A 17,199-nucleotide genomic window follows, 5' to 3' on the forward strand; every position below is an offset into this window, starting at 1 on the left:
GAGATGAATCAGTCCAACTTACTTGAGGTGCTTAAGAAGAGTAAATTCTTAAACACCTCACAAATAGACAATATTTGCGACCTATGTAGCCAGCGGCAAATCACCTTGCCACAAGCAATCGCAAGCCAAGCGGAGATCAATACTTATTCTCTAGCTGAACATTGTGCAGCAATGTTTCAGCTAGCTCTCCACCCTGTCGACGTTCAGTCATCAACAGAGCTAATTTATGATTTAGATCTCGAAGAATTGGTTATCCGCCATCATGCAATTCCTGTCGTTCTTCAGCATAATTGGCTAACCTTAGCGGTTGTAGATCCTTGCGATCATGAAAGTATATTAGCCTTTCAATTTGCCACGGGCTTTCATATTCAACGTCAACTCTGCGATATTGCCCAAGCGATAGAACTCATCGATAGCTTGGACTCCTCCCGTCTCTCTGAACCGAAAACACCTCTCTATCAACACACACCACCAGATCCAATGATTTCACTACCAGATATCGAGAGCACTGAGCATAATGAGGAACAATCACATTCAACGCCGATCGGACAATATATTCACCAAATTATCCTCCATGGTGTCCAACAAGGTGCTTCAGATATCCATTTCGAGCCCTTTGAACAACACTATCGCGTACGTATGAGAATTGATGGTCTGCTTACCACAACTCACTCTCCTGATTCACATTTAAATCGCAGACTTGCCTCGAGATTAAAATTACTTGCTCAAATCAATATTGCTGAAAAGCGATTACCTCAAGATGGTCGAATTAAATTTTCGCTTGATCAACAACATAAGCTTGATCTACGCGTGTCTACCATACCAACACTTTGGGGCGAAAAAGTCGTTCTACGTATTCTTGGCAGCAGCCACTCACATACCCCTCTCGATAGATTAGGCTTATCGTCGGATCAACTTGAAAGCCTTCATAATCAACTGCGAGCTCCACAAGGCCTCATTCTCGTCACCGGACCGACAGGAAGTGGTAAAACCACAACATTGTACGCGGCATTACAATACCTCAATCAAGAGAGACGTAACGTTTCAACGGTAGAAGACCCGATTGAAATTCAACTATCTGGCGTCAACCAAATTCAGATCAATGAGCCCATTGGCCTCGATTTCTCTACCGTGTTACGAGCCCTATTACGTCAAGACCCAGACATCATCATGGTCGGTGAGATTCGCGATATAGAGACAGCAAAGATGGCGGTAAGAGCAGCTCAAACTGGTCACTTGGTTCTCTCCACACTGCACACCAATTCCGCTTACGAAACCTTAACGAGATTGAATCAAATGGGCATTGAAAAGTACCAACTGGATGCCAGTTTAAAAATGGTGATTGCTCAACGCTTAGTGCGAAAACTTTGTCCGCATTGCAAGTTTGAACAAATCGAAACTATCACGTCTCACACTTATGGCTTGAGCCGACATTACCTTGCAAATTCAATTGGATGCCGCCACTGCCTATCCGGCTACCGAGGACGAGTGGGCTTGTATGATTTTTATCAACCACAACCGAAAACGAATGCACTTTCTCATCCAGGACCAAGACACTGCGAATTGTGGCAACAAGGATTATTGCTCGTTAAACAGGGGCTAACATCTCTCGAAGAACTGTCACGGGTGGTTGATCCTGATTCAAGTGCCACACAAAACACTCAATGGAAAGACAATCATGAGCCAAACATCAATTCCAATCTATAAATACCATTGGCACGGTATTTCTCCTGAGGGGAGAAAGAAACACGGAAAGCTTATCGCGCTAACTCAACAGCAAGCAATGGCCCTATTAGCGCCACAACAGTTAATGATTACAAAAATTACTGGCCGTCGCCTGACATGGATAGAATGTATAGATCAACGTGTCACTCGCCAAGAGCGTCACCTTTTACTCCGCCAATTTGCCACCATGCTTTCCGCAGGCCTTTCTGTATTGCAAATTATTGAGTTAGCATCTTCTCAAGCAACAAAAGCAGGGTTAATTCAACTGTTAGAACGATTGCGTCAAGAGATAGCTAACGGGTCCAATATGGCAGAAGCTCTCCATCAAAGTCACTCGTCTTTTCAAGGTGTGGTATCAGAATTGATTAAAGCTGGTGAGAGTGCTGGGCAGTTAGCAGAAGCATTTGAACGTTTAACAAGGCATATAGAAAAACAACAGCAACTCATTACTAAAGTAAAAAAAACCATGATCTACCCTAGTGTTGTTTTGATCGTTGCTTTAGTTTTAGCCTATCTAATGCTCACTCAGATTATTCCTAAATTTGACGCTATGTTCCGCAGCTTGGGAGCCGAATTGCCTTGGTTTACTCAAAACATTTTATCCCTTTCTCATTTTTTAACTCAACAAGGAGGTCACGTACTCATCATCACTCTATTCATCTCACTTCTTATGCGTTCCTTGTTACGCTCGTCATCTCAATTTCAACGCATCTGGGCCTTGATAAAAACTCAGTTGCCTATCATTGGAAAATTAAATCAAAAGGCGACCATAGCTCGATTCTGCCAAACGTTATCAGCAAACTACCATTGTGGTATACCGATACTTGATGCTATCGATAGCGCGGCTCGCTCAACCAATGATCTTAAGTTTATACATACAATTTCTTCAGTAAGATCTCAACTATCAATGGGAACACCACTTCATACCGCACTTCGCGACACGGAGGTATTTCCAGAGTTTTCGATTCAAATTATTATGGTGGGAGAAGAGTCTGGCACGTTAGGGCAAGCATTGGATCAAACGACAAAAATATTTGAACAAGACGTCGATAACGCTGTCGATAATCTTGAGAAATTGATAGAACCATTAGTTATCGTTACATTAGGAGCAATTGTCGGCAGTTTAGTTGTGGCAATGTATTTACCAATCTTTAACTTAATGAACGTATTAGGATAGTATACTGATTCGCATTCGGGTGTTACTTTACCTATACCCTTGTCTTAGCAACACTTTGAGCTAATATCGAATGGACGTTTTTCACAACAATATATGGTTATTCCCACTGCTTGCGACCTTAGTCGGACTAATTATCAGCAGTTTTTTAAACGTGGTAATTTATCGTCTACCCAAGATGATGGAAGTAAATTGGAAAAAAGAACTGCAAGAAGCCTTTCCTGAGCATAATATTGAACTCGATCCATCGCCTTCGCTTAATTTAAGTTTGCCGCACTCTTTTTGCCCTCATTGCCATCATAAAATTCGCCCCTGGCATAATATTCCAGTCGTTGGTTGGCTGTTATTACGAGGAAAATGTCACGATTGCCATAAACCCATTTCTGCACGCTACCCAATAGTCGAATTGCTTGGTGGAGTATTAAGTGGCGTCATAGCGGTTCATTTTGGTTTAAGCAGCTATGCCATCGCCTTAATGATATTTACTTATGTGTTGATCGCGGCCTCTTTTATCGATTTGGATACCATGCTGCTACCTGATAGCCTAACTCTACCCTTGATGTGGGCTGGTATTGCATTGTCAATCAATCAAATTTCGCCCGTTTCTTTGCAGGACTCAGTGTTAGGTGCAATGTTTGGTTATTTATCACTTTGGTCTCTCTATTGGATATTTCGTATTTTAACCGGTAAAGATGGAATGGGTTACGGTGATTTCAAACTGCTCGCCGCCTTAGGAGCTTGGCTTGGCTGGCAATCACTACCAATGGTTATTTTCGTATCATCTCTTGTTGGTGCCATCGCGGGTATTACGATGTTAATCATCAAAGGCAAAAAATTTGAAAATACGTTCCCTTTTGGTCCTTATCTAGCAATCGCTGGATGGGTCGTATTAATATGGAAATACAACATACTGAGTTGGTATTTTTCTTGATGAGGGAAAGTACATGGGATTAATAATCGGTGTGACCGGAGGCATTGCTAGCGGAAAAACGACCGTGGCAAATCTATTTCAGCAACACTTTGGTATCGAAATCGTTGATGCCGACATTATTGCTCGAGATGTTGTATCTCTTAATTCTGAAGGGCTATTGAGGATAACGGAACATTTCGGAAACAAAGTAATACAGGACGACGGTACACTAGATAGAGTTGCATTAAGACACATTATATTTAGCCAGCCCAAAGAAAAAGCCTGGCTAGATAATTTACTCCACCCAATGATAAGACGAAGAATGGTTGAAGCACTCGATGAAACTCATTCTCCTTATACATTATTGGTTATTCCACTTCTGGTAGAGAATAACCTGCAATCAATGGCCGACCGCATATTGGTTATTGATGTCGATGAAGAAATACAAATAACACGTACGATGCAACGAGATGAAATCGATCGAGAACATGCAAAACGAATTGTTGCTTCGCAAGCATCACGTCAACAACGCTTAGCGGTTGCCGATGATGTGATTAAAAATCAATTCTCAAATGATGAACTTTTACAAATGGTCACGAAATTACATCAAAAGTATCTAGCCATGTGTGACGAAAACTTGTAAAAATAAAATCTGTATAGATAAAGGCTAACTGATGACTACGCATAAGTTTGAACATCCATTAAATGAAAAAACACGAATCTATTTGAGAGTCGAATCGCTGCTAGCTCAAATAGATAAATCAACTCAATTCTCTCGTGAGTCGGACTATCAACTCTTTTTTCGCTCTCTATTTGATTTGGTTGATATCTCGGAGCAAATACAGCTGCGCAATGAATTAGCAAAAGACCTAGATAAACAGCGAGTAATGTATCGTAGTTGGCTTGATGTTGAAGGCGTCGATCAAAGTACCTTGCTCGCTCTATTAAATGATATAGACACCGCACATCAAGATATAATGAAATCAGAACGGTTTGGTGTATCGCTAAAAGAAGATCGCTTCCTTAACTCGATAAAACAACGCTTCAGCTTGCCTGGAGGATCTTGTAGCTTTGATTTGCCAGCGCTTCATTATTGGCTTAGCCTTCCGATCGAGCAAAAGCAGGGTGATGCTCATAAATGGACCGATCCTTTGCTACCTTTAAAGCAAGGCTTGTCTTTATGGCTTAAACTTGCTCGTCAAACAGGAAGTGCCGACGCTAAATTAGCCGCTAGAGGTTTTTTCCAGTGTGATACCGAAAATGCAAGTATGCTCCGCCTAGATATCCCATTGGAACACGGTGTATTTCCGATGATTTCAGGCCATAAAAATCGCTTTGCCATCAAATTCATAGAGTTTGAATCAGGTAAAGCAACCCAACAAGACATCGAATTTGAATTGGCTATTTGCAGCTAGTTAGTATTTACATTCATTTAAAAGTTTAATTGATATGACCCAAAAGACCATTAAAGTAAAATGCCCACAATGTGCAACAGAAGTCGAGTGGAGTGAACATAGTCCCTTCCGCCCATTTTGCAGTAAGAAGTGCCAAATGATTGATTTTGGAGAATGGGCAAATGAAGAAGTTTCTATCCCTGGAGCTCCTGATATGTCGGATGGTGATAACTGGTCAGAAGCGCCAGAAGGCTATAAGCATTAATTAACTATCTATGATTTCTATGTTTTTTGTAATTGCTTTAATAAATGAGAAATAGGTACTAAAAGAGTCTAAATGGCTCTTTTTTTTTATGGTTAAATTTTTTTTAACTAAAGAGTGTTATAAAATTAATGGACTGTCCGTCTAATCAAACAAGAAGGTGAAGCAATAATGAACTCAGCCACTGAATCAAGCTTCGAACAACCTGAATCTAGTACCAATCCATTTATGGATAGTACTTATATGGAATCACTGCGTGTTGATATGCTGAAATTTGCTCAACTACAAGTACAAGACTTTCAGTTAGCGGAAGATGCTGTTCAAGAAGCGATGATTTCAGCGTATCAACATTTAGATAAATTTGAACGAAAATCAGCTATAAAAACTTGGATCTTTTCAATCTTGAAAAACAAACTGATCGATCTTTTACGTAAAGAAAAACGACTCACCGTTGCAAGTCAGTTAGAAGAAGGAAAAGGTCTAAACGGCGATGCTCTCATGGACCAATTGTTTAAAGAAAATGGTCACTGGCATAAGCACGAACGACCAGCTAAATGGAATCAACCTGATAACGGTGTTGAGAGTGAGCATTTTTGGCGTGTGTTTGAAGCCTGTTTAGAAGGGTTACCTGCTCGTTATTCACGTTTGTTTATGATGAGAGAGTTCCTTGAGCTTGAGAGTAATGAAATTGTTGAAAATGAAGAGATCACCGTCAGTCATCTCAACGTTACTCTATATCGAGCACGTTTACGATTGCGCGAGTGCCTCGAAAATAACTGGTTTTGTCAAGAAGGAGCCGCATAATGTTAAATTGTAAACAAGCCACCCAATTGCTCTCAGAACGTTTAGAGCGACCTTTAGAATCTAAAGAAAAAGTCGCGCTTACGTTGCATACAGCCATGTGTCCTGGGTGCCGTCGCTTTGGGCAACAGATGGAAGAAATTAGTAACATTTCAAAGGCTTACTTACAAAAAGATAAAAAAGAAAAATAATTTTATCTTTTTGTGTAATAGATTCTACCGACCCTACGTCAAATAAGTGAATCCAAATTAATAGGAAACACTTATGAAAAATACGACTAAATCAACACTAGCACTTGCTCTCACTTCTGCAGTTACTCTAGCTGCAGCCACACTACCTGCTCATGCAGCCGATAAAGAAAAATGTTTTGGCGTCGCTCTTGCTGGACAAAATGATTGCGCAGCAGGCCCTGGCACTTCATGTGCTGGCACATCAAAAACAGATTATCAAAGCAATGCTTGGAAACTCGTTCCTGCTGGCACTTGTACCACAATGGAATCTCCAACATCTAATACTGGATTTGGTCAACTAAAAGAATTTTAAGTTATTAAATACTCTTTTTTAGTCAGAAATCCCTGACAGAGCGACTACAATTAAATTTAATTCATTTATTTTTAACATATTGATAACCAGCCACATCAAATATTAAACATGAATAGTGAGGAACAGATATGAAAAACACGACTAAATCGACACTAGCGTTAGCACTAACTTCAGCAGTAACACTAGCAGCGGCGACTATGCCAGCACAAGCTGCCGATAAAGAGAAATGTTTTGGTGTTGCTCTTGCTGGGCAAAATGACTGTGCTGCTGGCCCTGGTACTTCATGTGCTGGCACATCAAAAACAGATTACCAAAGCAATGCTTGGAAACTCGTTCCTGCTGGTACCTGTACCACAATGGAATCTCCAACATCTGACACTGGCTTTGGTCAACTTAAAGAATTTTAAGTGATAAGTCACTATTTAGAACATAGAACAAAAGAAGTAAGCCTTAATTAAAAATATATAAATAATGTGTAATAGATTGATGCTCTATAACGTCAAATATTAAACACTAAAAATGAAGGAAGAAATAATGAAAAACTCAACAAAATCAACATTAGCAATTGCATTAACTTCTGCCGTTACGTTAGCAGCAGCGACATTACCTGCTCATGCTGCCGATAAAGAAAAATGTTTTGGCGTAGCCCTTGCTGGTCAAAATGACTGCGCTGCAGGTCCTGGTACTTCATGTGCTGGTACATCAAAAACAGATTACCAAAGCAATGCTTGGAAGCTCGTTCCTGCTGGGACTTGTACCACAATGGAGTCTCCAACCTCTGATACTGGTTTTGGCCAACTTAAAGAGTTTTAAGTTATACAGCACGCCCCTGAACAAAACAGATAAGCCTTGATTATAAATAGAACTAACGTGGAATAGATTGACGATTCATAATCGTCATATATTAAACACAAGAAACTAAAGGAAAGAATAATGAAGAACTCAACGAAATCGACACTCGCAATCGCATTAACTTCAGCTGTCGCGTTAGCTGCAGCTACACTACCCGCTCAAGCTGCTAGTAAAGAAAAATGTTATGGCGTTTCTCTTGCTGGCCAAAATGATTGTGCAGCTGGTCCCGGTACAACATGTGCGGGTACTTCAAAAGTTGATCATCAAGGAAACGCATGGAAATACGCTCCAGCTGGCACTTGTACTACAATGAAATCAACAACTTCTGACACCGGATTCGGTCAGCTTAAAGCGTTTTAAGTGAGAAGAAAGATATGATTAACTTATCGACCAATGAAGGTGTGAAAATACCTTCTTTTCCTCAAGGTTCAGGGGTGAGTTTAAAGCCGCAGCACTTTGACATAATTATCAGCCAGCAACCTGAAATAGGTTTCTTTGAAATTCATGCTGAGAATTATCTTGCTGCCGGTGGCCCAAATCGCCACTTCCTTGAAAAAATTCGTCAAGATTATCCGATTACCGTTCACGGAGTTGGCTTGTCGATAGGTGGAGAGAATGAGCTCAATATTCATCATCTCAACCAAGTTGTGGAATTGGTCGATAGAGTTGAACCTATTGTATTTTCAGAACATTTAGCATGGTCAAGCCATGATGATATTTTTTACAACGATCTTTTGCCGTTGCCATACACCGAAGCAACCCTCAATCGAGTTTGCCAACACATAGATCAAGTTCAAGATAAGTTGAAGAGACAAATTTTACTTGAAAACCCTGCAACTTACTTAATGTTCAATCAAACCTGTATGTCAGAGATTGAATTTATTCAGAGCATTGTAAAACGAACAGGATGTGGGCTATTACTCGACATCAATAATGTTGCCGTGAGCTGCTTTAATCACCAAGCAGACGCTAGAAAATATTTGGAGCAATTTCCAGTACAGCATGTTGAGCAAATTCACTTAGCCGGATTTGCTTTAGATAATAAGAGTACGCCTCCATTACGTATTGATTCTCACGATCGACCTATCGATGATGAAGTTTGGCAATTGTATTTAGAATTGTTGACTCGTCACGGTGATATTGCGACTTTAATTGAATGGGATGGTCAGCTTCCTGAATTCGACGTATTCCAAGAACAAGTAAATCAAGCAAATCGTTACCGCCTTGATGCCGCAACAACCAAATTGCAGGGTTAATGATGAATAATGAATTTACCTCGATATTAGGTCTAATAAAGCCAGCATCAGATTCTGAGTCACATGACCTCAGTTGGATCAATGCACCTTCAGCATCACAGGCGAAGAAGCGTTTAGCGGTCTATCAGAATAACGTAGCTCACTCATTAATCGAAGCGGTGCTGGAAACATTTCCGGTTTGTGCGCAATTACTGGGAGAAGACTACTTTAAAGCGTTAGCTCAAGAGTACATTCAGCAACATCCGCCGACTTCACCAGTGTTGAGTTACCTTGGAGAACATTTCTCCCAATTTATTGCAGATTTTCCACCATTAAAAAGTCATTCATATTTAACTGAAGTCGCGTACCTTGAGTATCAGCTATTATGTTTAACTTTATCTCAAGAACAATCGGTGCTCGATAAAGCAGAACTAACTCAGATATTGTCCACTCATGAAAATGCGCTTGATGGCCAGTGGGTTGTCGCTGATACGGTATCGCTCTGGAACACAAATTACGCAGCGGGGTCGCTTTATTTTGCTCATCAACCCGAAAGCGACATCAATTTAACTCAACTTAACTGGAAACAAGCCGAGACTCTACTTTTCGCTAAACAAGGCTTGTGGGGACGTTGTTACCCCATAAGCCAAGATCTGTACCAAATTATTGAAAAACTAAAAGATAAACAATCCTTGGCACAAGCTTGCGAAGGTGTTGAAGAAGACAAATTGCCGCAGCTAATAGGTCAATTACTTGAGCTGCCCATTTTTACTGAGATAGTGTGAGGTTTCCAATGAAATATACTGAATTAGCCGATAAGGTTGAATTACTACCTAAAATACCTGAGAGCGTGATTTTATTCCTCGCTCGATTAAGCCTCGCGGCGATCTTTTGGCTTTCAGCTCAAACGAAGATAGATGGTTTAGTGATAAACTTTGTCACTGGAGAGTTTGCGTTAGGTTGGCCATCTATTAAAGAGACTACCTTTTATTTATTCGAATACGAATACGCTTTACCTATTATCCCCCCTGTACTTGCAGCCTATTTAGCAACATTTGCCGAGCATATTTTACCGATTTTATTACTTGTCGGATTCGCTAGCCGTTTAGCAGCGTTAGGCTTATTTGTAATGACAATGACCATTCAAATTTTTGTCTATCCCGATGCATACGCTACGCATTTAACTTGGGCAACACTTGCACTTCTTATTGTTGCGAGAGGACCAGGAGTGATGTCTCTCGATCATTTGGTAAAACGAGCAATTGATGATTGGATATAATGAATAACTAGAAAAGCCGAGCATTGCTCGGCTTTTCTATTCAACATCAACTCATTGCTCAATTAAGTTTCTTCATCCACTTCAATCCGAGTCACTCTTTGCAAACCTCGAGGTAGTAACCCACCACGACGTCCACGTTCACCACGGAAGTTATCTAAATCACTCGGCTTAAGTCCTAACTTACGCTTTCCTGCATAAAGGGTAACGGTAACTCCCTGAGGAATCGTCATTAGATAATTGACAAACTCTTCGCGCTCTTTCGCTTTCGCAGAAGGAATATTAATAATCTTATTCCCTTTACCTTTGTTCAATTGCGGCAAATCTTTGATAGGGAAGAGAAGCATGCGACCTTGGTTTGTGATTGCCAAAATTTCATCCGATTCAAGGTCATTGAGCGGCTGAGGCTCCATGATTAAAGCATTTGCAGGCAGGTTCACCAATGCTTTCCCACTTCGGTTTTTAGATAGAAGATCAAGGCCCTTACAGATAAATCCATACCCTGCATCCGATCCTACCAACCAAAGTTGATCATCATCCCCCATTACCACTTTACGAATCGTACTACCTTCAGTAATACTCAAACGCCCGGTAATCGGCTCTCCTTGAGAGCGAGCTGAAGGCAATGTATGAGATTCCAGTGAATAACTTCGTCCATCACTACCTAAAAATACCGCTTGCTGATTACTCTTACCGATAGCATGAGCAAGATACTTATCGCCCGATTTATAGTTTAAATTCGAGCAATCAACATCGTGCCCTTTGGCATGACGAATCCAACCTTTCTCAGATAAAACTACGGTAATTGGCTCACTTGGTATCAAGTCACGCTCTGTTAAGGCTTTAGCTTCTGCGCGCTCAACCATAGGTGAACGGCGATCATCGCCATATTTATCGGCATCGGCTTGAATTTCTTTTTTCAATAACGTGTTTAAACGACGCTCTGAGCCAAGTAATAATTCCAGTTTTTCACGCTCTTTCTCTAGCTCTTCTTGCTCACCACGAATCTTCATCTCTTCTAATTTAGCGAGATTACGTAAGCGAGTATCAAGAATGGCATCAGCTTGAATATCACTGATCCCAAAACGTGCCATTAAAACAGATTTCGGCTCATCTTCCGTGCGAATGATTTCAATGACTTCATCAAGATTTAGATAAGCAACTAACAGACCTTCTAAAATGTGCAGACGTGCAAGTACTTTATCTAAACGATATTGAATACGACGTCGAACTGTTTCGCGACGAAAAACAATCCACTCGCTCAGTATTTCAACCAATCCCTTCACTCGTGGGCGGTTATCCAAACCAATCATGTTTAAATTCACACGATAATTTTTTTCAAGATCCGTTGAGGCAAACAAATGATTCATCAGCATATCGCAATCTATGCGATTTGAACGTGGCACAATAACGATTCGAGTCGGGTTTTCATGATCCGATTCATCGCGTAAATCTTCAACCATTGGCAGTTTTTTAGCCCGCATCTGATTGGCAATTTGCTCAAGCAGCTTTGCGCCAGAGACTTGATGAGGTAGCGCAGAAATAACTATGTCGCTCCCCTCTTTGTGCCAAACAGCACGCAGTTTTATGCTGCCACGTCCAGTTCGGTAAATTTTCTCCAACTCAGTCGGCGGAGAAATAATTTCAGCTTCTGTAGGATAATCAGGTGCTTTAACGTGTTCCATGATCTCTGGAAGAGACGATTTGGGTTTATCAATTAAATGGATAGTCGCAGCGGCAACTTCACGGACATTGTGAGGAGGAATATCCGTCGCCATACCAACCGCAATACCGGTCACACCATTAAGTAAAATATGCGGCAAGCGAGCGGGTAACATTTGCGGCTCTCGCATCGTGCCATCAAAGTTGGGTTGCCATTCAATCGTCCCCTGCCCTAACTCACCCAATAATACTTCGGCAAATTTAGACAATTTCGCTTCGGTATAACGCATCGCAGCAAACGATTTGGGATCATCAGGTGCACCCCAGTTGCCTTGACCATCAACCAATGGATAACGGTACGAAAATGGTTGTGCCATTAAGACCATCGCTTCATAACAAGCAGCATCACCGTGAGGATGGTATTTACCTAACACATCACCAACGGTCCGTGCTGACTTTTTATATTTTGAGGCTGCGGAAAGGCCCAGCTCAGACATCGCATAAATAATTCGACGCTGAACAGGTTTAAGCCCATCACCAATGTATGGCAAGGCACGATCCATGATGACATACATGGAATAATTCAAGTAAGCTTCTTCAGTAAACTTACGTAGCGGCAGTTGTTCTACACCGTCAAAGTTCATCTCTGTCGACATCTATTTATACCTCTGCCATATCGCCATAATGTTGAAGCCAATTACGTCGGTCATCCGCACGTTTTTTACCTAGCAACATATCCATCATCTCATCGGTTGCTTCTGTATCATCGATCGTCAATTGCACCAACCGACGAGTGTTTGGATCCATCGTCGTTTCTCTTAGCTGCAACGGGTTCATCTCACCCAGTCCTTTAAACCGTTGTACATTGATTTTGGCTTTTTTCTTACTCAGGCGTTCTAGTACACCGTCTTTTTCTTCATCATCGAGTGCGTAAAATACTTCTTTTCCACAATCGATTCGATACAAAGGTGGCATTGCAACGTACACATGCCCAGCATTAACCAGCGCTTTAAAATGTTTTACAAATAGAGCACATAAAAGCGTCGCAATATGAAGTCCATCGGAATCGGCATCCGCTAGGATACAGACTTTACCGTAGCGTAACCCTTCCAACTCATCGGTATCAGGGTCAATGCCTAACGCAATCGAAATATTATGAACCTCTTGAGACGCTAACACTTCATCAGCAGCCACTTCCCACGTATTTAGAATCTTCCCGCGGAGAGGCATAATCGCTTGGAACTCACGGTCGCGAGCTTGCTTCGCGCTTCCTCCCGCAGAATCCCCTTCCACTAAGAACAATTCAGTGCGAGATAAATCCTGTACCGTACAATCGGTCAATTTCCCAGGAAGGGCTGGGCCTGATGCAATCTTTTTACGAACAACCTTCTTGCTTGCTCGCATCCGGCGATGAGCATTAGAAATACATAACTCAGCCAGTAGTTCGGCTAATTGAGGTTTTTCATTTAACCATAAGCTGAAAGAGTCTTTTACCACACCAGAAACAAAAGCGGCGGTTTGACGAGAAGATAGACGCTCTTTAGTTTGCCCTGCAAATTGTGGATCTTGCATTTTGATTGATAAGACGTAAGAACAGCGATCAAAGACATCCTCACCCGTTAGCTTAACACCACGTGGTAATAGATTTCTAAATTCACAAAACTCACGCATTGCATCAAGCAACCCTTGGCGTAAACCATTGACATGTGTACCACCTTGAGCTGTTGGAATGAGGTTGACGTAACTTTCGGTGATCATATCACCGCCATCTGGTTGCCAAATCAATGCCCATGTTGCAGCTTCAGTTTCAGCAACGAACTCTCCAGTAAACGGTTCTTCTGGAAGTAAGGTGTAACCTTTTACGCCTTCCGCAAGATAATCTTTAAGACCATCTTCATAAAACCAGCGATAGTATTTTTTATTTACCTTGTCTTGAAAGGTAATCTCTAGACCAGGACACAGCACCGCTTTTGCTCGCAAGTTATTTATTAAGCGAGACACTGAAAAGTTAGGTGAATCGAAATAGCTGACATCAGGCCAAAAATGAACGCTTGTGCCATGATTACGACGTCCACACGTCCCAGTTACGGCTAACTCTGACACTTTGTTACCATGCTCAAATGCAATTTCATACACCTGACCATCACGTCGTACGGTCACATCAACTCGTTTTGACAACGCATTAACAACCGAGATACCGACACCATGCAAACCACCAGAGAATTGATAGTTTTTATTCGAAAACTTACCACCAGCATGCAGTTTACAAAAAATCAATTCGACCCCAGAGATTTTCTCTTCTGGGTGAATATCAACGGGCATACCTCGACCATCATCAATAACTTCGAGCGATTGATCGGCATGAAGAATGACTTGCACTTTAGAGGCATGTCCTGCCAATGCTTCATCGACACTATTATCGATAACTTCTTGCCCTAAATGGTTAGGACGCACAGTATCGGTATACATTCCAGGGCGACGGCGCACTGGCTCTAAACCATTCAGTACCTCAATGGCACCAGCATTATATTGTTCTGTCATATTTTGGAGTGCTTATATCAATCAAAAAACGATAAAAACCATGAATCCATAGTAGCAAAATCCAACTGTTAAAACACATGTCGATTTATTGAAAACTCTACTAGTGACTGGATTTGACGGCAAATAAATAAGAAGAGCAGATTTTCTAAGTCGTTGAATCATGATAAATAACGACAAAAAAATCATATATAATATTGTGACTTAATACAAAAATGAGCTAGAGCTCAAGAAATTGAACTATTCTCTCAGCGTACTGCTCAAATCCAATAAAGCTATGATCACCGCCTTCTTCTATTGTCTGCTTAGCTTGGCTAAACTTTTCAACTGCTTGACGATAGTCTAGCACCTCATCCCCCATTTGCTGCATTAACCAAAATTGTTTGGGATTAATAATGGTTTCAATATCAAGAGCTTTAAGTTGAGCAACATGTTTACTTTCCAACCAGTACTCTTCCTTGGTATAGATATTCTGTTGCTTACCAAGATAATCCACTAACAACTCATACGGTTTTACTGCCGGATTCACGACCACAGCGCGACAACCATACTTAGCGTTAAGCCATGTTGACATATACCCACCAAGAGAACTGCCAACTAAACCGATTGTATAATCTTGAATATAGTCATCGATAATAGAAGTCAGAGATTGAGCAACTTGGTCTGGGTAATTGGGTAAATTGGGAATTACGACCTTAATATCTGGTCGATTTGTTGCGCAATATTGCTTCATGGCCTGTGCTTTAAAAGATTCTGAAGAGCTATTAAAGCCATGGATATAGAGCAGTAATGAAGGTTTTGAACTCACGAGGTTAGTACCCCGTGGAAGTGAAATCAGGCAAAAATAGCCCGTTATCGAGGCGCTTAACTTGAGTTGCAATAGAACCATCGGAATACAATTCAATTTCACGCCAACCAGGAGAAGTGCTATCTAACGCAAACTCATCATGATTCGGTTTGAATTGAATACATGTTGATGGTGTGGTTAATACCTCTACGCCTTGATATTGATTTTGGCTATCTTGATGAACGTGACCACATGCAACGACTCGAACATTTGAATGACGCCCGACTACTTCCCAAAAACGTTCACGTTCTCGTAAGCAGTGCATATCAAGCCATGCACTTCCAACAGGGAGAGAATTATGATGTAAAAGTACTAAGGCATGCCTTTCCGGATATTGAGTTAGTTTATCGTCCAACAACAATAATTGTTCATCACTCAACTTACCATATGGGACACTACTTACTTGGGAGTCGAGACTAATAACCTGCCAATACTCTCCTAACAATACATTACTTGCCTGAGTCACACACTTGTTGGGTAACACTGCATTCATATTAGGTTGGTAGTCATGATTTCCTGGTAACCAAAAACAAGGGCGATCTAATAAAGAGATGCCCTCAACAAAACGGAGATAAGACGCTTCACTGTGATCTTGAGATATATCACCAGTCGCGAGAATCGCATCAAAGTCAAATGCCTGAGACTTAACTGAGTTAACAACGGCTAGGAAGCTTTCTGATGTATTCACACTCAACAAACAACCGCTATCAACCCCAAATAAATGAGGGTCGGTAATCTGTACTACTCTAGCAATGTCAGATTGCTTAACAGAAAGCGATACGTCCAAAATTCATAAACCTAAATCAATTACTCTTACCAATATTAATCGGGGCCCGACTAATACCATGTTTTAAACAAAAAGTGAGCCAATCACCTAAAAATCGATTAATTTGTGCTTTTTCATCTTTTTGTGCCATTTTAGAGTTTGGATAATCATAACGAGCTTGTACTCGACTGATCAACTCTGTTTCGAAAACTTCCGCGACTCGTGCATCGTGATATAACCTGACAGACATCGTCGGTAATGGAAATACGGATAAATCATCACTTTGACACACCTTCACTAAAGTTGTGTACTTTGTGACCTCAGTCACTTTTAACTGATACTGTAGCGAAGCAGCTTGGTAGCACCGAACATCATCGACTTGTGGCCTCGAAGGTAACAGTGCATTTAATTTGGCATAATTTTTTTCATATACTCGCATCAAGTCTTGAAAATCAACATGATACGTATTTTGAAATGTTACTTGAGCCATTTTGCCTTTAACTCTTTTTGATTTATCTCTAACCATTGTAGAGCAATAATCGATGCACCGTTTTCTATCGTACCATCTTTCACTAATTGATATGCATCTTCACGACTTAGAACCATTACTTTAATATCTTCGTCTTCTTCAAGCAATCCATGAATGCCTTGTGCACTCGATGCATCAACTTCTCCAACAAAAATATCCACGACTTCATCACATCCACCCGAGGAAGGATAAAAAGCGGTAATCGGTTCTATACGACCAACATCAACACCCGCTTCTTCAACGGCTTCACGCCGCACCAGTTCTTCTGCACTTTCTGCTTCTTTATCGACAACTCCGGCGACGATTTCTATTTGCCATGGATTCGCGTGCTCCAAAGATCCAGCACGAATCTGTTCAATTAATACAACTTGATCGGTAATAGGATCATACGGTAATAGTGCCGCAGCTCGCCCACGAACAAACAATTCTCGTTGAACAACTCGGCTTTCACCACCTTCATAACGCTTATGAACAAAGTGATATTTAATCATTTTAAAAAAGCCTTGAAAAAGCAGCTCTTTTTTTACTATTTTAACATCCTGAGAGGTAAACTCTCTCCATTGCTTCTTTATATGACGCATTATCAACCTCATTTTTGTCAGGCTCTAGTTAATCATGGTTATCACGCCTAACCAAGAACCTTGCCAAAATTTTTATGCAAATAGTAGTAATTCTCTAATAAATG

Annotated in this window: 21 protein-coding genes; 15 read left to right on the forward strand and 6 right to left on the reverse strand. The window is 41.0% G+C overall.

Translation table 11 applies throughout. The annotated features are described in order from the left end of the window. Positions 1–3 precede the first annotated feature (3 nt). The 15 genes from ACWU4D_RS14420 (at position 4) to ACWU4D_RS14490 (ending at position 10,175) form a co-directional block, all read left to right on the forward strand. Positions 4–1,707, forward strand: coding sequence for a GspE/PulE family protein (locus ACWU4D_RS14420; protein WP_456052140.1), 1,704 nt, complete (start codon positions 4–6; stop codon positions 1,705–1,707). Next, the gene (locus ACWU4D_RS14425) at positions 1,679–2,902 is read left to right on the forward strand and encodes a type II secretion system F family protein (protein ID WP_456052141.1); all 1,224 of its coding nucleotides are present in this window, start codon (positions 1,679–1,681) and stop codon (positions 2,900–2,902) included. Before ACWU4D_RS14420 ends, ACWU4D_RS14425 begins: the two co-directional genes overlap by 29 nt. Positions 2,903–2,972: 70 nt before the next feature. After that, positions 2,973–3,830 carry a prepilin peptidase gene (locus tag ACWU4D_RS14430; protein ID WP_456052142.1) on the forward strand — a complete coding sequence of 286 codons (858 nt, stop codon included), beginning with the start codon at positions 2,973–2,975 and terminating at the stop codon, positions 3,828–3,830. Positions 3,831–3,843: 13 nt separating this feature from the next. Beyond that, positions 3,844–4,452, forward strand: a complete 609-nt coding sequence (coaE, locus tag ACWU4D_RS14435; RefSeq protein ID WP_456052143.1) for a dephospho-CoA kinase — start codon at positions 3,844–3,846, stop codon at positions 4,450–4,452. 31 nt (positions 4,453–4,483) lie between these two features. Next, entirely contained in the window at positions 4,484–5,224 is a 741-nt protein-coding gene (gene zapD / locus ACWU4D_RS14440; RefSeq protein WP_456052144.1) for a cell division protein ZapD, read from the forward strand. Positions 5,225–5,258: 34 nt separating this feature from the next. After that, positions 5,259–5,468, forward strand: a complete 210-nt coding sequence (yacG, locus tag ACWU4D_RS14445) for a DNA gyrase inhibitor YacG (RefSeq protein ID WP_456052145.1) — start codon at positions 5,259–5,261, stop codon at positions 5,466–5,468. A gap of 168 nt (positions 5,469–5,636) precedes the next feature. Then, on the forward strand, positions 5,637–6,269 hold the full coding sequence (locus ACWU4D_RS14450; protein ID WP_456052146.1) for an RNA polymerase factor sigma-70: 633 nt from the start codon (positions 5,637–5,639) through the stop codon (positions 6,267–6,269). Next, a complete protein-coding gene (locus ACWU4D_RS14455) occupies positions 6,269–6,457 on the forward strand; it encodes a zf-HC2 domain-containing protein (RefSeq protein WP_456052147.1) in 189 nt (62 codons plus the stop codon). The genes ACWU4D_RS14450 and ACWU4D_RS14455 overlap by 1 nt, the downstream gene beginning before the upstream one ends. Positions 6,458–6,530: 73 nt before the next feature. Next, on the forward strand, positions 6,531–6,809 hold the full coding sequence (locus ACWU4D_RS14460) for a BufA1 family periplasmic bufferin-type metallophore (protein ID WP_456052148.1): 279 nt from the start codon (positions 6,531–6,533) through the stop codon (positions 6,807–6,809). Between the two features lie 128 nt (positions 6,810–6,937). Beyond that, a complete protein-coding gene (locus tag ACWU4D_RS14465; RefSeq protein WP_456052149.1) occupies positions 6,938–7,216 on the forward strand; it encodes a BufA1 family periplasmic bufferin-type metallophore in 279 nt (92 codons plus the stop codon). A 127-nt stretch (positions 7,217–7,343) separates the two neighbouring features. Further along, positions 7,344–7,622, forward strand: a complete 279-nt coding sequence (locus tag ACWU4D_RS14470) for a BufA1 family periplasmic bufferin-type metallophore (RefSeq protein WP_456052150.1) — start codon at positions 7,344–7,346, stop codon at positions 7,620–7,622. A gap of 120 nt (positions 7,623–7,742) precedes the next feature. After that, positions 7,743–8,021: a BufA1 family periplasmic bufferin-type metallophore gene (locus tag ACWU4D_RS14475; protein WP_456052151.1), complete on the forward strand. Its 279-nt coding sequence runs from the start codon at positions 7,743–7,745 to the stop codon at positions 8,019–8,021. Positions 8,022–8,035: 14 nt separating this feature from the next. After that, positions 8,036–8,917 (forward strand): MNIO family bufferin maturase, encoded by an 882-nt coding sequence (gene bufB / locus ACWU4D_RS14480; RefSeq protein WP_456052152.1) that lies wholly within the window; start codon positions 8,036–8,038, stop codon positions 8,915–8,917. Next, positions 8,917–9,681 carry an HvfC/BufC family peptide modification chaperone gene (locus ACWU4D_RS14485; RefSeq protein ID WP_456052153.1) on the forward strand — a complete coding sequence of 255 codons (765 nt, stop codon included), beginning with the start codon at positions 8,917–8,919 and terminating at the stop codon, positions 9,679–9,681. The genes bufB and ACWU4D_RS14485 overlap by 1 nt, the downstream gene beginning before the upstream one ends. 8 nt (positions 9,682–9,689) lie before the next feature. Further along, the gene (locus tag ACWU4D_RS14490) at positions 9,690–10,175 is read left to right on the forward strand and encodes a DoxX family protein (protein ID WP_456052154.1); all 486 of its coding nucleotides are present in this window, start codon (positions 9,690–9,692) and stop codon (positions 10,173–10,175) included. A gap of 62 nt (positions 10,176–10,237) precedes the next feature. Here ACWU4D_RS14490 and parC read toward each other — a convergent pair whose 3' ends face one another. From parC to nudF, 6 genes are all read right to left on the reverse strand, one after another. After that, positions 10,238–12,490 (reverse strand): DNA topoisomerase IV subunit A, encoded by a 2,253-nt coding sequence (gene parC, locus ACWU4D_RS14495; protein ID WP_456052155.1) that lies wholly within the window; start codon positions 12,488–12,490, stop codon positions 10,238–10,240. Positions 12,491–12,494: 4 nt separating this feature from the next. After that, complete coding sequence (gene parE, locus ACWU4D_RS14500; protein WP_456052156.1) at positions 12,495–14,375, reverse strand: DNA topoisomerase IV subunit B; 1,881 nt, start codon at positions 14,373–14,375, stop codon at positions 12,495–12,497. A 217-nt stretch (positions 14,376–14,592) separates the two neighbouring features. Beyond that, a complete protein-coding gene (gene yqiA, locus ACWU4D_RS14505; protein WP_456052157.1) occupies positions 14,593–15,180 on the reverse strand; it encodes an esterase YqiA in 588 nt (195 codons plus the stop codon). Positions 15,181–15,184: 4 nt separating this feature from the next. Then, on the reverse strand, positions 15,185–16,006 hold the full coding sequence (gene cpdA / locus ACWU4D_RS14510) for a 3',5'-cyclic-AMP phosphodiesterase (protein ID WP_456052158.1): 822 nt from the start codon (positions 16,004–16,006) through the stop codon (positions 15,185–15,187). A 16-nt stretch (positions 16,007–16,022) separates the two neighbouring features. Continuing rightward, positions 16,023–16,475 carry a DUF1249 family protein gene (locus ACWU4D_RS14515; protein ID WP_456052159.1) on the reverse strand — a complete coding sequence of 151 codons (453 nt, stop codon included), beginning with the start codon at positions 16,473–16,475 and terminating at the stop codon, positions 16,023–16,025. Next, on the reverse strand, positions 16,463–17,095 hold the full coding sequence (nudF, locus tag ACWU4D_RS14520; RefSeq protein ID WP_456052160.1) for an ADP-ribose diphosphatase: 633 nt from the start codon (positions 17,093–17,095) through the stop codon (positions 16,463–16,465). The genes ACWU4D_RS14515 and nudF overlap by 13 nt, the downstream gene beginning before the upstream one ends. Positions 17,096–17,199 lie beyond the last annotated feature (104 nt).

It is taken from the genome of Vibrio phycocola, assembly GCF_053850235.1.

What these genes read in the sequence shown, in the direction of transcription:
- ACWU4D_RS14420 (WP_456052140.1), top strand. Translation starts at nt 4, where the DNA reads ATGAATCAGTCCAACTTACTTGAGGTGCTTAAGAAGAGTAAATTCTTA.
- ACWU4D_RS14425 (WP_456052141.1), top strand. Translation starts at nt 1,679, where the DNA reads ATGAGCCAAACATCAATTCCAATCTATAAATACCATTGGCACGGTATT.
- ACWU4D_RS14430 (WP_456052142.1), top strand. Translation starts at nt 2,973, where the DNA reads ATGGACGTTTTTCACAACAATATATGGTTATTCCCACTGCTTGCGACC.
- coaE (WP_456052143.1), top strand. Translation starts at nt 3,844, where the DNA reads ATGGGATTAATAATCGGTGTGACCGGAGGCATTGCTAGCGGAAAAACG.
- zapD (WP_456052144.1), top strand. Translation starts at nt 4,484, where the DNA reads ATGACTACGCATAAGTTTGAACATCCATTAAATGAAAAAACACGAATC.
- yacG (WP_456052145.1), top strand. Translation starts at nt 5,259, where the DNA reads ATGACCCAAAAGACCATTAAAGTAAAATGCCCACAATGTGCAACAGAA.
- ACWU4D_RS14450 (WP_456052146.1), top strand. Translation starts at nt 5,637, where the DNA reads ATGAACTCAGCCACTGAATCAAGCTTCGAACAACCTGAATCTAGTACC.
- ACWU4D_RS14455 (WP_456052147.1), top strand. Translation starts at nt 6,269, where the DNA reads ATGTTAAATTGTAAACAAGCCACCCAATTGCTCTCAGAACGTTTAGAG.
- ACWU4D_RS14460 (WP_456052148.1), top strand. Translation starts at nt 6,531, where the DNA reads ATGAAAAATACGACTAAATCAACACTAGCACTTGCTCTCACTTCTGCA.
- ACWU4D_RS14465 (WP_456052149.1), top strand. Translation starts at nt 6,938, where the DNA reads ATGAAAAACACGACTAAATCGACACTAGCGTTAGCACTAACTTCAGCA.
- ACWU4D_RS14470 (WP_456052150.1), top strand. Translation starts at nt 7,344, where the DNA reads ATGAAAAACTCAACAAAATCAACATTAGCAATTGCATTAACTTCTGCC.
- ACWU4D_RS14475 (WP_456052151.1), top strand. Translation starts at nt 7,743, where the DNA reads ATGAAGAACTCAACGAAATCGACACTCGCAATCGCATTAACTTCAGCT.
- bufB (WP_456052152.1), top strand. Translation starts at nt 8,036, where the DNA reads ATGATTAACTTATCGACCAATGAAGGTGTGAAAATACCTTCTTTTCCT.
- ACWU4D_RS14485 (WP_456052153.1), top strand. Translation starts at nt 8,917, where the DNA reads ATGATGAATAATGAATTTACCTCGATATTAGGTCTAATAAAGCCAGCA.
- ACWU4D_RS14490 (WP_456052154.1), top strand. Translation starts at nt 9,690, where the DNA reads ATGAAATATACTGAATTAGCCGATAAGGTTGAATTACTACCTAAAATA.
- parC (WP_456052155.1), bottom strand. Translation starts at nt 12,490, where the DNA reads ATGTCGACAGAGATGAACTTTGACGGTGTAGAACAACTGCCGCTACGT.
- parE (WP_456052156.1), bottom strand. Translation starts at nt 14,375, where the DNA reads ATGACAGAACAATATAATGCTGGTGCCATTGAGGTACTGAATGGTTTA.
- ACWU4D_RS14515 (WP_456052159.1), bottom strand. Translation starts at nt 16,475, where the DNA reads ATGGCTCAAGTAACATTTCAAAATACGTATCATGTTGATTTTCAAGAC.
- nudF (WP_456052160.1), bottom strand. Translation starts at nt 17,095, where the DNA reads ATGCGTCATATAAAGAAGCAATGGAGAGAGTTTACCTCTCAGGATGTT.